Origin of the sequence: Kitasatospora sp. NPDC059599 (assembly GCF_042735125.1) — a bacterium.
Classification (GTDB): Bacteria; Actinomycetota; Actinomycetes; order Streptomycetales; family Streptomycetaceae; genus Kitasatospora.
Map to the genome: position 1 here is coordinate 17,819 of NZ_JBHWCL010000084.1, position 13,837 is coordinate 31,655.

A 13,837-nucleotide genomic window follows, 5' to 3' on the forward strand; every position below is an offset into this window, starting at 1 on the left:
GCAGGGGGACATGACGAGGGCGATGACACGAAGGTGTCAACGTCACAACTTGATAGCTCGTCCGGATGAATTCGGCGTGCGCCCTCCCCAACTGATGACGGCTCAACTACCTTGGAGACACTGCCCGACCGGCACCGAGCGCCGCTCCGCAGCCCCATACTTCACCTGCCCCACCACCCCACCTTCACCGGCACCTTCCCGCCCTCACGAGGAGGACCCGCTGGCCAGCGACATCCCGTCACAGCGGCTCGACGTCAGAACAGAGCCGACCCTCCTCGGGTTGCACCGCTTCAACGAGGCCGACGCCGGCGCCGCCGAGGAGGCCCTGCTGGCCTGCTGCGGCAGCCACCGCTGGGCCCTGCGGCTCACCGCGCACCGGCCCTACCCCGACATAGAGTCCCTGCTGGCCGCCGCCAGCGAGGCCTCCTACGACCTCCGCCCGGCCGACCTCGCCGAGGCCCTGGCCGACGAGAGCTGGATGCCGCAGCCGCTGCTCGGCATGCGCGCCCCCGGCAGCCAGGCCGCGCACACCGCCCTGCGGGCGGCGCACGCCGCGTACGAGGCCCGGTTCGGCCACGTCTTCGTGGTCTGCCTGGAGCGCGTCGCCCCGGAGGAGATGCTCGACACCGTGCTCTCCTCCATCCGCACCCGCCTGGCCAACGACCCGGACGAGGAGCGGCTGATCGCGGCGGACGAACTCCGCCGGATCGCCCTCACCCGCCTGGAGCACCTGGTCGCCACCCATTCGGAGGCCGGAGCGCGCTGAACCGGCCCCCGCGTGCCCCTCATCCGTGCGGGCGATCCACCCGTACGGATGAATCCGGACCCCGCGCCCCGCACCCCTCGGGTGCGGGGCGCGACCGCGCGGTCACCCCGGGTGTCGAATTGCGCCCCGGTTCCCGCCGCACTAGGCCAGAAGTGCCTGATTGATCACACCTGGGGCCCCCGGAGGCGGCACGGGAGAAGGCGTCGATAGGATGCTCGCGGCCGGTGGACCGTACCTGGCCGGGCTGACCGACACCGAAGCCGGCCGAGCCCCCAATCGCTTCCGGAGGGTTTTTCCGTGCCGGCTGGAACGCTGTACCGCGGCCGGGAAGGCATGTGGAGCTGGGTGGCTCATCGAGTCACCGGCGTCCTCATCTTCTTCTTCCTGTTCGCCCACGTCCTGGACACCGCTCTCGTGCGAGTGTCGCCGGAGTCCTACGACACCGTCATCCAGACGTACAAGACTCCCCTTGTGAACCTGATGGAGTACGGCCTGGTGGCCGCCATCCTGTTCCACGCCCTGAACGGCCTGCGCGTTGTCGCGGTGGACTTCTGGTCCAAGGGCCCGAAGTACCAGAAGCAGATGCTCTGGTCCGTGGTCGGCGTCTGGGTCGTGCTGATGGCCGGCTCCTTCTACGGGATCCTGCAGCACACGCTGATCTCCTGGTTCGGGAAGTGAGCTGAGACATGTCCACGGAATACTCCGACGCCATCGTGGTGCCCTCCAAGCAGGCGCACACCGGCAAGGGCCTCGGCACCGGCAACCCGGCCGACGCGTTCGTCATCGAGCCGCCGCGTCAGCGGACCAAGAAGACCCCGCGCCGCACCCGCACCAACTTCGAGATGCTGGCCTGGCTCTTCATGCGCCTGTCCGGGGTCGTCCTGGTCGTGCTGATCCTCGGCCACCTGATCATCATGCTGCTGCTCGACGGTGGCGTCTCCAAGATCGGCTTCGCCTTCGTGGCCGGCCGTTGGGCCTCGCCGTTCTGGCAGGGCTGGGACCTGCTGATGCTCTGGCTCGCCATGCTGCACGGCGCCAACGGCATGCGTCAGGTCATCAACGACTACGCCGAGAAGGACTCGACCCGGCTCTGGCTCAAGGGACTCATGGGTACCGCCACGGTCTTCACCGTGCTGCTCGGCACCCTGGTGATCTTCACCTTCGACCCCAACATCTGAGCCGCGAGCACCATCGACCATCGGCAGAGGCCAGAGGCGAGTTAACCCCCCATGCAGATTCACCAGTACGACACCGTCATCGTCGGCGCCGGCGGCGCCGGCATGCGTGCGGCCATCGAGTCCACGCAGCGCAGCCGCACCGCCGTCCTGACCAAGCTCTACCCGACCCGGTCCCACACCGGCGCTGCGCAGGGCGGCATGTGCGCCGCCCTCGCCAACGTCGAGGAGGACAACTGGGAGTGGCACACCTTCGACACGGTCAAGGGTGGTGACTACCTGGTCGACCAGGACGCCGCCGAGATCATGTGCAAGGAGGCCATCGACGCCGTCCTCGACCTGGAGAAGATGGGCCTCCCCTTCTCCCGCACCGAGCAGGGCCGGATCGACCAGCGCCGCTTCGGCGGCCACTCCCGCAACCACGGCGAGGCCCCGGTCCGCCGCTCGTGCTACGCGGCCGACCGCACCGGCCACATGATCCTGCAGACGCTGTTCCAGAACTGCGTCAAGCACGGCGTCGAGTTCTTCAACGAGTTCTACGTCCTCGACCTGCTGATCAACGACGGCCAGACGGCCGGCGTCGTCGCCTACGAGCTGGCCACCGGCGAGATCCACGTCTTCCAGGCCAAGTCGGTCGTCTTCGCCTCCGGCGGCACCGGCAAGTTCTTCAAGGTCTCCTCCAACGCCCACACCCTCACCGGTGACGGCCAGGCCCTGGTGTACCGCCGCGGCCTGCCGCTGGAGGACATGGAGTTCTTCCAGTTCCACCCGACGGGCATCTGGCGCATGGGCATCCTGCTCACCGAGGGCGCCCGCGGCGAGGGCGGCATCCTCCGCAACAAGGACGGCGAGCGCTTCATGGAGCGCTACGCCCCGGTCATGAAGGACCTCGCGTCCCGTGACGTGTGCTCCCGCGCGATCTACACCGAGATCCGCGAAGGCCGCGGCTGCGGCCCCGACGGCGACCACGTCTACCTCGACCTGACCCACCTGCCGCCGGAGCAGCTGGACGCCAAGCTCCCGGACATCACCGAGTTCGCGCGCACCTACCTCGGCATCGAGCCCTACACGGACCCGATCCCGATCCAGCCCACCGCGCACTACGCCATGGGCGGCATCCCGACCAACGTCGAGGGTGAGGTCCTGCGCAACAACACCGACATCGTCCCGGGCCTGTACGCGGCCGGCGAGGTCGCCTGCGTGTCCGTGCACGGCGCCAACCGCCTCGGCACCAACTCGCTGCTCGACATCAACGTGTTCGGCCGTCGCGCGGGCATCGCCGCCGCCGACTACGCCACCTCGCACGAGTTCGTCGAGCTGCCCGAGAACCCGGCCGAGAAGGTCCAGGCCCTGGTCGACGGCCTGCGCGAGGGCACCGGCACCGAGTCCGTGGGGCAGATCCGCAAGGAGCTGCAGGAGAGCATGGACACCAACGCCATGGTGTACCGCACCGGCGCCACCCTGAAGCAGGCGGTCGAGGACATCGCCGCGCTGAAGGAGCGCTACAAGAACGTCTCCATCCAGGACAAGGGCTTCCGCTACAACACGGACCTGCTGGAGGCCGTCGAGCTGGGCAACCTGCTCGACCTGGCCGAGGTGCTGGCCGTCTCCGCGCTGGCCCGCGAGGAGTCCCGCGGCGGCCACTACCGCGAGGACTTCCCGACCCGTGACGACGTGAAGTTCATGCAGCACACCATGGCGTACCAGGAGGTCGCCGCCGACGGCAGCACCTCCATCCGCCTCGACTACAAGCCGGTCGTCACGACCCGCTACCAGCCGATGGAGCGTAAGTACTGATGAGCACTCCGACCGTGGAGACGCACTCGGCCGCTCTGGACGCGGTCGAAGCCGGCGCCGTCCAGCCGATCACCGTCACCTTCCGGATCCGCCGGTTCAACCCGGAGGAGCACCCGGACCCGGTGTGGGTCGACTACCAGCTGACGATGGACCCCAAGGAGCGCATCCTCGACGCGCTCAACAAGATCAAGTGGGAGCAGGACGGCACCCTCACCTACCGCCGTTCCTGCGCCCACGGCATCTGCGGCTCCGACGCCATGCGGATCAACGGCCGCAACCGGCTGGCGTGCAAGACCCTGATCAAGGACGTCAACCCGGAGAAGCCGATCACGATCGAGGCCATCAAGGGCCTCACGGTCCTCAAGGACCTGGTCGTGGACATGGACCCGTTCTTCCAGGCGTACAAGGACGTCATGCCGTTCCTCATCACCAAGGGGAACGAGCCGACCCGCGAGCGCCTGCAGTCCGCCGAGGACCGCGAGCGCTTCGACGACACCACCAAGTGCATCCTGTGCGCCGCGTGCACGTCGTCCTGCCCGGTGTTCTGGAACGACGGCCAGTACTTCGGCCCGGCCGCCATCGTCAACGCGCACCGCTTCATCTTCGACTCGCGCGACGAGGGTGCCGAGCAGCGCCTGGAGATCCTCAACGACCGTGAGGGCGTGTGGCGTTGCCGCACCACCTTCAACTGCTCCGAGGCCTGCCCGCGTGGCATCGAGGTCACCAAGGCGATCCAGGAAGTGAAGCGGGCGCTCGTCACCCGCCGCTTCTGATCCCCGCCTGACAGCGGCGCAGGCCCCGCCCGATCCCCGGATCGGACGGGGCCTGCGCCGTTTCCTAGCGCAGCGCGCCGAGGTCCTTCGGGGCCGACCAGCCGCCGAACGTCACCAGGTGCCGGTCCGCGGTGACGGCCCACAGGTCCGGCTTGCCGTCCCCGTCGCCCGAGCTGCCGAGCGTCGGGTAGGCGTCGGTGGTGAAGCCGGTCGCGACCACGTTCGCCGCGGGGTCGGCGAGGGCGGAGAAGTCCAGGGTGCCGTCGGCCCGCTTCGGGACCGGGTGGGCGTGCAGCTCGCCGGTGGCCCGGTCACGCGCCCACAGGGCGAGGTTGCCGGCCGCGTCCGGGCCGGGGGCGATCAGGTCGTAGCCGCCCCAGGCACCGGAGGTGGTGAGCTTGCGGGCCTTCTGCCAGCCGTAGGCGAAGTCGCCTCCGGCGTGCAGCCAGAGGTTGCCGCCCTCCAGGGTCACCAGCGAGGGCTCGGTGCCCCCGTCGACGGGACCGAACGCGACCAGCTGGTCGGCCTTGGACCAGTCCTTGGCGAAGTCGGCGGGGCAGGCGGCGTCGGCACCGGTGTCGTCCACGCACTCGGTCGAACGGACGGCGCCGGTCAGTGCCTGACCGATCGAGCCGTAGTCGACGTTCCGGTGCAGGTAGAGGTAGCCCTGGCCGGGCTTGTGGATGAACAGGTCGTCCGCGGACGGCGCGTGGTCGTTCGACCAGCCCCGGTGCGCCACCTGGTACGAGGCCCAGCTCGTGCGGTCCGGGGCGGCGACCGCCCGGACGGTCGAACCGGGCGTGGTGTCGGCGGAGTTGACGCCGATGTACTGCAGGTTGCCCTGCGCGTCCGGCAGCAGGATGTCCGCGGTGCCGTCCCCGTCGACGTCGCCGAGGGTGCTCGGCGGGTTCGGGTTCGAGGGGGCGTAGAAGGAGTAGGACGCCTGGCCGAGGTTGCCCGCGTCGTCCAGCACCTGGACCTTGAGGTCGTTGGAGCCCCAGTTCAGGACCTTGAGGTCGAGCGTCACGGTGCCGTCGGCGCCGGGCTTGACGGCGTTCGGCGAGTCGCAACCGCCCACACCGAGGTAGTCGAAGCCGTACCGGACGCAGGCGACACCGGAGGCCGTCCCACCGGCCGGAGCGGGGTCGGCCGTCCTGATGACGAACGTCCCCTTCTGCCCCGCGTACTTGGTGGCCTTGCCGCTCGCCGGGAAGTCGGTCGAGGAGACCGTGGCGGTCGGCGACGTGGTGTCCACCGAGAAGTGGCAGTCCGCCGACGGGGCGGAGGCCTGCGTGCCCTGCAGGGCCCAGGCGTGCCAGGCGTAGCTGTGGCCGTCCAGCAGGCCGGGCACCTTGACGGAGGCCTGCTGGGCGTAGGCCTGGGCCTCACCGGTGTACACCGGAGCCTGGGCTCCCGTCGTCTCGTCCCAGACGCCGAACCGGGCACCGGCACCGGTGACCTTGGCCTTGAGCGTCGGGCCGGCCGCCGTCCGTCCGCTCCGAAGCGGAGCGGTCGTCGCGTCGCAGGCATTGGTCCGGTACTCGCCGCCCTGTTCCGTCCCCAGGACCTCCGGGGCGGTGTCGTCGGCCACCGCCGCCGTCGGGACGGCGAGCAGGCCCGCGGCCACCGCCGCCGCGGCCACCCCGCCGAGCCTGCGCAGGTACGTGTGCGTCATCAGGAAGTCCCCACCCCTTTGTCTGCAGATCTTTTCGATACGTGCACGAGCGGTGGAGATCCTGCCAGTGGGGACTGACAGCGGCAACGGGGATTCTCAGTCGGTGGCCGGTGCGCGGCGGGTGGCGCGCAGGCCGCGGAGGCCGATGGTGCCGACGGCGACGCCGAGGACGAAGGAGGTGACGGCGAGGAGGAGGTGGATCCAGAAGAAGGCGGTGGGCTGGGAGTGGTCGCCGTTGGTGAAGGCCTGGCCGCCGGAGTCCTTCCACAGGTTCTTGACGAAGGTGGTCCAGATGATCATCGACCAGACGCCGAAGGCGGTCAGGAACCAGGAGGTGCGGCGGCTGAGCTTCATGGGTGGTCCTCGACGGGGGTGTGAAGGCGGTGTGCGTCCCCAGTATGCGCGGGCCGCCGATCGGCGTACGGCGGGCCCCTCCTGCGGAGGACGGGCCCGGCGCGGCGGACGCGGGGGGCCCGGAATGGGTACGGTCTGCTGGTGCCCACTCCCCGTCACACGTTCGCGCGCCTGTGCGCCGCGGTCACCGCGGCCCTCCCGGTCCTGCTCGTCGCCCCGGTGGCGGTCGCGGCCCCGCAGCAGCCGCCCCCGTCCGCGGTCGGTGGTGACCGGCTCGGGAGCCCGGGGGTCCAGTTCGCCCCGTTGCCGGGGGCCCCGGCGCTGCCGGGCGATCTCACCGGCCAGTCCTGGATAGTGTCCGACGCGGTGTCGGGCGAGGTGCTGGCGTCCTACAACCCGCACCTCAAACTGCCGCCGGCGAGCACGCTGAAGATCCTCTTCGCGGACACCGTGCTGCCGAAGTTCGACCGCAACGCGGTGCACAAGGTCGCCGACGAGGAGATCCAGGGGATCGGAGCCGGCAGCAGCCTGGTCGGCATCAAGGAGAACCTGGAGTACCGGGTCGAGGACCTGTGGCGCGGGGTGTTCCTGAGCTCGGGCAACGACGCCGTGCACGTCCTGTCGCACATGAACGGCGGTGTCCAGCAGACCGTCGCCGAGATGCAGGCGCGCGCCGAGGCCCTGCAGGCGAGGGACACCCGGGTGGTCTCCCCGGACGGCTACGACATGGACGGCCAGGTCTCCTCGGCCTACGACCTGTCGCTGTTCGCCCGGGCCGGCCTGCGCAACGCGGACTTCCGGAGCTACTGCGCGACCCGGGACGCGATGTTCCCGGGCGCGGTCGACAAGAACACCGGTCAGCGCGGCAGCTTCGGGATCGCCAACACCGACCGGCTGCTGGGCAAGTACCCCGGGCTGATCGGGGTGAAGAACGGCACCACGACCAACGCCGGTTCGACGTTCGTCGGGGCCGCCGAGCGCGACGGGCGCACCCTGCTGGTGACGGTGATGCACCCGACGAGCTACCAGAAGGTGTACGACGAGACGGCCGCCCTGCTCGACTGGGGCTTCGCCGCGGCGGGCAAGGTCCAGCCGGTCGGCAAGCTGGTAGACGAGCTCCCGGCGGCCGGGGCCGAGCCGACCGGCCAGGCCGGCGGCACGGCGGGCGTGCCCGCGCCGCCGCCGCACCCCTCCCCGGCCGTCACCGGGCCGACCGCGGCGCCCGCGACCGCCGGGAACGACGGGTTCGGCCTCGTCGGCTGGTCGGTCGTCGTGCTGGCCGGGGCCGGGGCCGGGTACGGCGCACTGGTCCTGCGGCGGCGCCGCTCGGCGGGCTGACCGACCGCCCGACGGGTGGGCCCGGCCTCAGTCGCGGGGCCGGGCCTCGCCGTTCTCGGCGGCCTTCGCCGCGCTCCGCCCCGGGCCCGCCGCGGACTCCCGGGGCTCCGGCCCGTCCCCGTCCTCGGCCCGGGCCTCGGCCTGGTCGGCCGCCTCCAGCAGGGCCCGACCGTGCGCCCTGGTCCGTTCCCGGGCGGCCGCCGGGTCGGCCGTGGCGGTCCAGGCCACGCAGTACATCAGCAGCCGGCAGACGACGTTGATCCACAGCAGCAGCGCGACCGGTGTGGCGAACGCCCCGTACAGGCTCCGCCCGGCGACGGAGCCGAGGTAGGAGGCGAGCAGGACCTTCAGCAGTTCGAAGCCGACCGCGCCGATCAGCGCGCCGACCAGGACGTCCCGGCGGCGCTGGCCGGTGATCCCGGGGAAGGGCGCCAGCAGGTAGGCGAACAACAGCATGTCGCACCCTATGGCGATCAGCACGCCGACCCCGGTGAGCAGGTAGCCGCTGCCGAGGCCGATCGCGTCGGCGATCCGCCCGGCCAGGGTCGTCCCGGCCGCGGAGGCGGCGAGCGACAGCAGCGACACCAGGCCGAGCCCGCCCAGCACCACGACGTCCCAGACCTTGCGCAGCACCGGGTTGCCCTCCTCGTCGGGCAGCTGCCACACGTCCCGGATCGAGGTGCGCATGGTGTCCACCCAGCCGAGGCCGGAGAGCAGCAGCAGCGCCCCGCTGACCAGTCCGACCGTGCCCGCGCTGGCCACCAGGGACGGCAGGTCCAGCGCGTCCGAGATGCCCGGCAGCTGTTCGGAGATGCGCTCCTGGAGGTCGTGCACCCGGCTGTCGCTGAGTGTCGCGACGGCGATCGCCAGGCCGACCGTGAGCAGCGGGAACAGGGCCAGGAAGCCGAAGAAGGTGACGGCTCCGGCCAGCCGGTTGCCGCGGGCGGCGGAGAAGTACTCGTACACCCGGTACGGGCGGCTGCGCAGCACCCGAGTGACGAGCGGGCCGATGACCGGAAGGCGGGTCAGGAAGTCCACCCGACCGGTTATACCGGGCCGTCCCCCGAATGGCCGTCAGGCGCGGTGCCCGGAGCGGAAGTCCGGGGGCCCTACCGCTTGACGATCCGGCGGGCCTTCGCGAGGGCGCGGACGGCCTGGTAGGCGCCGTAGCGGCCGTGGCCGAGCAGTTCGGTGCGCATGCCGTCGACGCCGGCGGGCGGGCGGTAGCCGGCCGGGCGCAGCCGGGCGCAGTGCGCGGCGGCGCGGCGGAAGTACTCGCGCCGGTCGCCGGAGGGGACCCGGCCGGGCTTGGAGACCACGGTGTTGAGGTGGTGCAGCATCCGGCCGTAGACGACCGGGCGCCAGCGGTCGAGGTCGGGGCGGCGGTCGAGGAAGTCGAAGACCAGGTCGTACTGGGCGAAGACGTCGAAGTGCTTGCGGCTGGCGGTGGCCAGGATGTTGCCGCCCTCCTGGCGCTGGCGGTAGTGCACGCCGACCCGGTCGAGCAGGGTGATCCGGCCCGCGGCGAGCAGCGCCGGGTAGGTCCAGGGGGTGTCCTCGTAGTAGCCGGCCGGGAAGACCAGCCGCTGCTCGGTGACGAAGTCGCGGCGGTAGGCCTTGTTCCAGACGACCTGGAGCAGGTCGAGGAGGTCGGGGCGGGCGTCGAGGTCGAAGACGTCCGGGGAGGCGGCGCCGAAGACGTGCGCGGAGGCGGCCCGGGTGATCCGGCCGTCGGCGTAGGTGCGGGCGTAGTCGTAGACCAGGACGTCGGGGTCGCCGGTGGCGGCGAGCCGCTCGTCGATCGCCTCGAGCAGGCCGGGGGTGAGGGTGTCGTCGCTGTCGAGGAAGACGACGTAGTCCCCGGTGGCGACGTCCAGGCCGGCGTTGCGGGCCCGGCCGAGGCCGACGTTCTCCGGCAGGTGCAGCACCCGGACCCGGGGGTCGGCGGCGGCCGCCTCGTCCAGCAGGGCACCGCAGCCGTCCGGGGAGCGGTCGTCCACCGCGATCAGTTCGAGGTCCGGGCCGTCCTGGCCGAGGACCGAGTCGAGGCACTCGGTGAGGTAGTCCTGGACCTTGTACACGGGGACGATGAGGCTGAAGCGGGGCACGCGCCCCAGCGTAGTGGCCCCGGGGGCGGCCCCGGTCCCGGAGGTAGGATCGGGTCGCACGTACGCACCGTTCGAAATGCGGTCAGGCCCCCAGCGGGCTGCCTCGCTCCTTCCCAGAAAGGCCTGCGTAGCCGATGGCTCCCCGCCTCTCCATCGTCGTTCCGATCTACAACGTCGAGCGTTATCTCGTCGAGTGCCTCGACTCGATCGCGGCCCAGACCTTCACGGACTTCGAGTGCGTCATGGTCGACGACGGTTCGAAGGACGACAGCGCGGCGCTCGCCGAGGCGTACGCGGCCAAGGACTCGCGCTTCCGGCTGGTCCGCCAGGTGAACAAGGGCCTCGGCGCGGCCCGCAACACCGGGATCCGGCACATCGACCCGGACGCCGAGTTCCTGTGCTTCGTGGACAGCGACGACTCGATGCCGCCGAGCGCGTACGAGCTGATGATCAACACGCTGGACGAGACCGGCTCGGACTTCTGCACCGGCAACGTGCTGCGCTTCCGCGCCGTGGGCTACTACCAGTCGGGCGGCCACGTGAAGCCGTTCAAGGAGACCAGGCTCAAGACCCACATCACCGAGATCCCGGCGCTGGTCACCGACCGCACCGCGTGGAACAAGGTGTACCGCCGGTCCTTCTTCGACGCGGCCGACCTGCTCTACCCCGAGGGCATCCTGTACGAGGACGCGCCGGTCAGCGTGCCGCACCACTACCTGGCCACGAGCGTGGACGTGCTCTCCGAGCCGATCTACCACTGGCGCGAGCGCGAGGTCGGCGAGATGTCGATCACGCAGATGCGCACCAACCCGAAGGGCCTGATCGACCGCGTCGCCTCGGTCGAGCTGGTCCGCGGCTGGTTGAAGAAGCAGACCGAGCCGCGCTTCGCCCAGTACCTGCGCTCCTACGACGAGAACACCCTCGTCGAGGAGATCCCGATGTTCTTCTGGTCCGTCGTGGACGGCGACAAGGAGTACCGGGCCGCCTACGTCCAGCACGTCAGCCGGCTGCTCCGGTCGATCGGCCCCGAGCAGGTCCGCAAGCTGCGCGCGCCGCTGCGGCTGAAGTACCACCTGACCCTGGCGGGCCGGGTGGACGAGCTGGTCGACCAGATCAAGTACGAGGGCGAGAGCGGCGGCGGTGTCCAGGCCCGCGGTCTGCTGCGCCCGTACGCCGACTACCCGTTCCTGCGCGGCGGGCGCAAGAGCGTGCCGGCCGGCGTGCTCAAGCTGGACAACTCGCTGGTCATGCGCAGCCGGCTGTACGAGAGCGCCTGGGTGGGCGGCAAGCTGCAGCTGACCGGGCACGCGTACCCGGAGCAGCTGGGCGCGGCCAACAAGCACGACATGGTCCGCACGCTGGTGCTGCGCGAGACCAAGGGCCGCCGGGTGATCGCGGTTCCGATGAAGACCACGTACAGCCCCGAGGCCACGGCCAGCTGCAACCACGACCTGTACAGCTGCGACTGGTCCGGCTTCACCGTCTCGCTCGACCCGAAGAAGCTCAAGCACCGCGGTCAGTGGAAGGACGGGCACTGGCGCTTCCTGGTGGCCGGCGCGGGCAAGGGCGGGGTGTACAAGGGCCGGATCTCGGCCGGCTGGAGCGACACCGCGCAGTACGTCCCGTCGCACTGGGTCGAGCCGGACGTCCGGATCGTGCCGTGGGTCCGCGACAACTTCGTCTACCTGCGGGTGGAGACGGTCAAGGCCCGGGTGACCGGCCTGGCCGCGCACGCCGGCCGGGTGGAGGTCTCGGGCGCGGCCCGCTCCGGCGCGAGCTTCGCCGGGGCCCGGCTGCAGCTCACCCACGCCGAGTCGGACCGCGAGGTCACCGTCCCGGTGGAGCTGGGTGCGCCGGTCGGCTCGCTGCAGCCGTTCACCGCCTCCTTCGCGGTCGACGAGCTGACCGCCGTCCGCGAGGCCTGGGCCGAGCTGGACCCGGTGGCCGCCGAGCGCGCCCGCGACCGCTGGGACACCGCGCTGCTGCTGGCCGACGGCAGCGTCGTCCCGGTGGCCTGGGACGAGCGCAACGCGCCCGAGCAGCTGCACCTGCCGCTGAACCCGCAGGCCCCGGCCGGCCTGCGCCGGGCGCTCTACTCCAAGCCCTCCCCCGGCGGCTACCTGCAGTTCTCCGACCAGCTGCTGCAGCCGCTGGTGGACGAGGTGTCGGCGCGCGGCGCCGACGGCTTCCTGCTCAGCGGCTCGTTCCCGCTGCCCGGCGCGCACCTCTGGGAGCTGGTGGTCCGTCACCACTGGCGCGAGGAGGAGCACGTCTACCCGGTGGAGATCTCGGACGGCCGGTTCCGCACCGCGCTGCCCGCCGTGCCGACGGCCTCCTTCGCCGGCCGGGTGCCGTTCGCCAAGGGCACCTGGGACGTCTACTTCCGCCAGGTCGGCGCGCCGGTCGAGAAGCTGTCCGACGCCTCCGCGCAGGTCACCCCGGGCTGCTTCGACGCGCTGCCGCTGGAGGTGGAGTCCCGCGGCAAGCGCATCGTGCTGGAGCGCCGCTACCACGACGGCCTGTCGCTGGAGTCGCACGCGGCGCTGCTGCCCGAGGAGCGCTCCGGCTACCGCCAGCGCCAGCTGCGCAGCGTCGACTACCCGGCCGCCCGCCGCCTGCCGGTGCGCGACACGGTGCTGTACAACGCCGGCAACGGCAGCATGTACGCCGACTCGCCGCGGGCCGTCCACGAGGAGCTGGTCCGCCGCGGCCTGTCCCTGGAGCACCTGTGGGGCAGCGACGACATGCAGGTCGAGCTGCCGCAGAGCGCGACGGCGGTCCGGCTCTGGAGCCCGGAGTGGTTCGAGGCGCTGGCCACCGCCAAGTACATCGTGACCAGCACCCACCTGCCCGACTTCTTCGTCCGCCGTCCCGGCCAGGTGGTGCTGCAGACCTGGCGCGGCAGCCCGCTGAAGCAGGTCGGCTTCGACTTCGAGAAGGTCTGGTTCACCGACTCCAACTACCTCAAGGGCCTGGCCCGGGAGGTCCCGAACTGGAGCCTGCTGGTGGCCGGCAACAGCTGGTCGGCCCCGGTGCTGCGGCGCGCCTTCGACTTCAAGGGCGAGATCCTGGAGAGCGGTTCGCCCCGCAACGACCTGCTGTTCGCGGCCGACCGGGAGAAGACCGCCGAGCGGGTCCGGGAGCGGCTCGGCCTGCCCGAGGGCAAGAAGGTCGTGCTCTACGCGCCGACCTGGCGCGAGGACCGGCGCCGGCCGCAGGGCGGCTACCAGATCGACCTGCGGATCGACACCGCGGCGGCCAAGGCCGCGCTCGGCGACGACCAGGTGCTGCTGGTGCGCCGGCACACCATGATGTGCGGCCAGATCCCGGGCGCCGGCAACGGCTACATCTGGGACGTCGGCAGCTACCCCGACATGGCGGAGCTGCTGCTGATCGCCGATGTGCTGGTGACCGACTACTCGTCGAGCGCGTTCGACTTCGCGTCGACGGGCAAGCCGATGCTCTTCTTCACCCACGACCTGGAGCACTACCGCGACAACCTGCGCGGGTTCAGCCTGGACTTCGAGGCGGAGGTGCCCGGCCCGCTGCTGGCCACCTCCGAGGAGCTGGTCTCCGCGCTCGGCCGGGTGGACGAGGTCGCGTCCGAGTACGCGGACAAGGCCGCCGCGTTCCGCGAGAAGTACTGCGACCTGGACGACGGCAAGGCGGCGGCCCGGGTGGTCGACGCGATGCTCCGCACGGAGTAACCGCCGCGAACGGCCCGGGAGGGGGGGGGGCCCCCCCCCGGGGGGGGGGGGCCCCGGGGCGGGGGGGCCCCGGCGGGCGGTAGAAAAAAACCACAAAAAAACCCCGCGGGGAGTTTGAAAGAAAAACAAACCCCCACACCCAAA

The 13,837-nt window shown here is 71.2% G+C and carries 11 protein-coding genes; 7 read left to right on the top strand and 4 right to left on the bottom strand.

The window, feature by feature from the left end:
* Positions 1 to 280: 280 nt before the first annotated feature.
* From ACFV04_RS26365 to ACFV04_RS26385, 5 genes are all read left to right on the top strand, one after another.
* Positions 281 to 766 (top strand): 2-oxo-4-hydroxy-4-carboxy-5-ureidoimidazoline decarboxylase, encoded by a 486-nt coding sequence (locus tag ACFV04_RS26365; RefSeq protein WP_350519987.1) that lies wholly within the window; start codon positions 281 to 283, stop codon positions 764 to 766.
* A gap of 297 nt (positions 767 to 1,063) precedes the next feature.
* Positions 1,064 to 1,444: a succinate dehydrogenase, cytochrome b556 subunit gene (gene sdhC / locus ACFV04_RS26370; RefSeq protein WP_074003919.1), complete on the top strand. Its 381-nt coding sequence runs from the start codon at positions 1,064 to 1,066 to the stop codon at positions 1,442 to 1,444.
* A gap of 8 nt (positions 1,445 to 1,452) precedes the next feature.
* On the top strand, positions 1,453 to 1,944 hold the full coding sequence (gene sdhD, locus ACFV04_RS26375) for a succinate dehydrogenase, hydrophobic membrane anchor protein (RefSeq protein WP_360254798.1): 492 nt from the start codon (positions 1,453 to 1,455) through the stop codon (positions 1,942 to 1,944).
* Positions 1,945 to 1,995: 51 nt separating this feature from the next.
* Positions 1,996 to 3,738: a succinate dehydrogenase flavoprotein subunit gene (sdhA, locus tag ACFV04_RS26380; protein ID WP_360254797.1), complete on the top strand. Its 1,743-nt coding sequence runs from the start codon at positions 1,996 to 1,998 to the stop codon at positions 3,736 to 3,738.
* Positions 3,738 to 4,511: a succinate dehydrogenase iron-sulfur subunit gene (locus ACFV04_RS26385; protein ID WP_360254795.1), complete on the top strand. Its 774-nt coding sequence runs from the start codon at positions 3,738 to 3,740 to the stop codon at positions 4,509 to 4,511. The genes sdhA and ACFV04_RS26385 overlap by 1 nt, the downstream gene beginning before the upstream one ends.
* A gap of 64 nt (positions 4,512 to 4,575) precedes the next feature.
* Here ACFV04_RS26385 and ACFV04_RS26390 read toward each other — a convergent pair whose 3' ends face one another.
* Positions 4,576 to 6,186 (bottom strand): hypothetical protein, encoded by a 1,611-nt coding sequence (locus tag ACFV04_RS26390; RefSeq protein WP_380532871.1) that lies wholly within the window; start codon positions 6,184 to 6,186, stop codon positions 4,576 to 4,578.
* Positions 6,187 to 6,282: 96 nt separating this feature from the next.
* Complete coding sequence (locus ACFV04_RS26395) at positions 6,283 to 6,540, bottom strand: SCO4848 family membrane protein (RefSeq protein WP_360254791.1); 258 nt, start codon at positions 6,538 to 6,540, stop codon at positions 6,283 to 6,285.
* Positions 6,541 to 6,681: 141 nt separating this feature from the next.
* On the opposite strand from ACFV04_RS26395, the gene ACFV04_RS26400 reads away from it, so the two are divergent.
* The gene (locus ACFV04_RS26400) at positions 6,682 to 7,878 is read left to right on the top strand and encodes a D-alanyl-D-alanine carboxypeptidase family protein (RefSeq protein WP_380532873.1); all 1,197 of its coding nucleotides are present in this window, start codon (positions 6,682 to 6,684) and stop codon (positions 7,876 to 7,878) included.
* 27 nt (positions 7,879 to 7,905) lie between these two features.
* Here ACFV04_RS26400 and ACFV04_RS26405 read toward each other — a convergent pair whose 3' ends face one another.
* A complete protein-coding gene (locus ACFV04_RS26405; protein ID WP_380532876.1) occupies positions 7,906 to 8,916 on the bottom strand; it encodes a YhjD/YihY/BrkB family envelope integrity protein in 1,011 nt (336 codons plus the stop codon).
* Between the two features lie 71 nt (positions 8,917 to 8,987).
* A complete protein-coding gene (locus ACFV04_RS26410; RefSeq protein WP_380532878.1) occupies positions 8,988 to 9,986 on the bottom strand; it encodes a glycosyltransferase family 2 protein in 999 nt (332 codons plus the stop codon).
* 134 nt (positions 9,987 to 10,120) lie between these two features.
* On the opposite strand from ACFV04_RS26410, the gene ACFV04_RS26415 reads away from it, so the two are divergent.
* Positions 10,121 to 13,693 carry a CDP-glycerol glycerophosphotransferase family protein gene (locus tag ACFV04_RS26415; protein ID WP_380532881.1) on the top strand — a complete coding sequence of 1,191 codons (3,573 nt, stop codon included), beginning with the start codon at positions 10,121 to 10,123 and terminating at the stop codon, positions 13,691 to 13,693.
* The last annotated feature ends 144 nt before the right edge of the window (positions 13,694 to 13,837 follow it).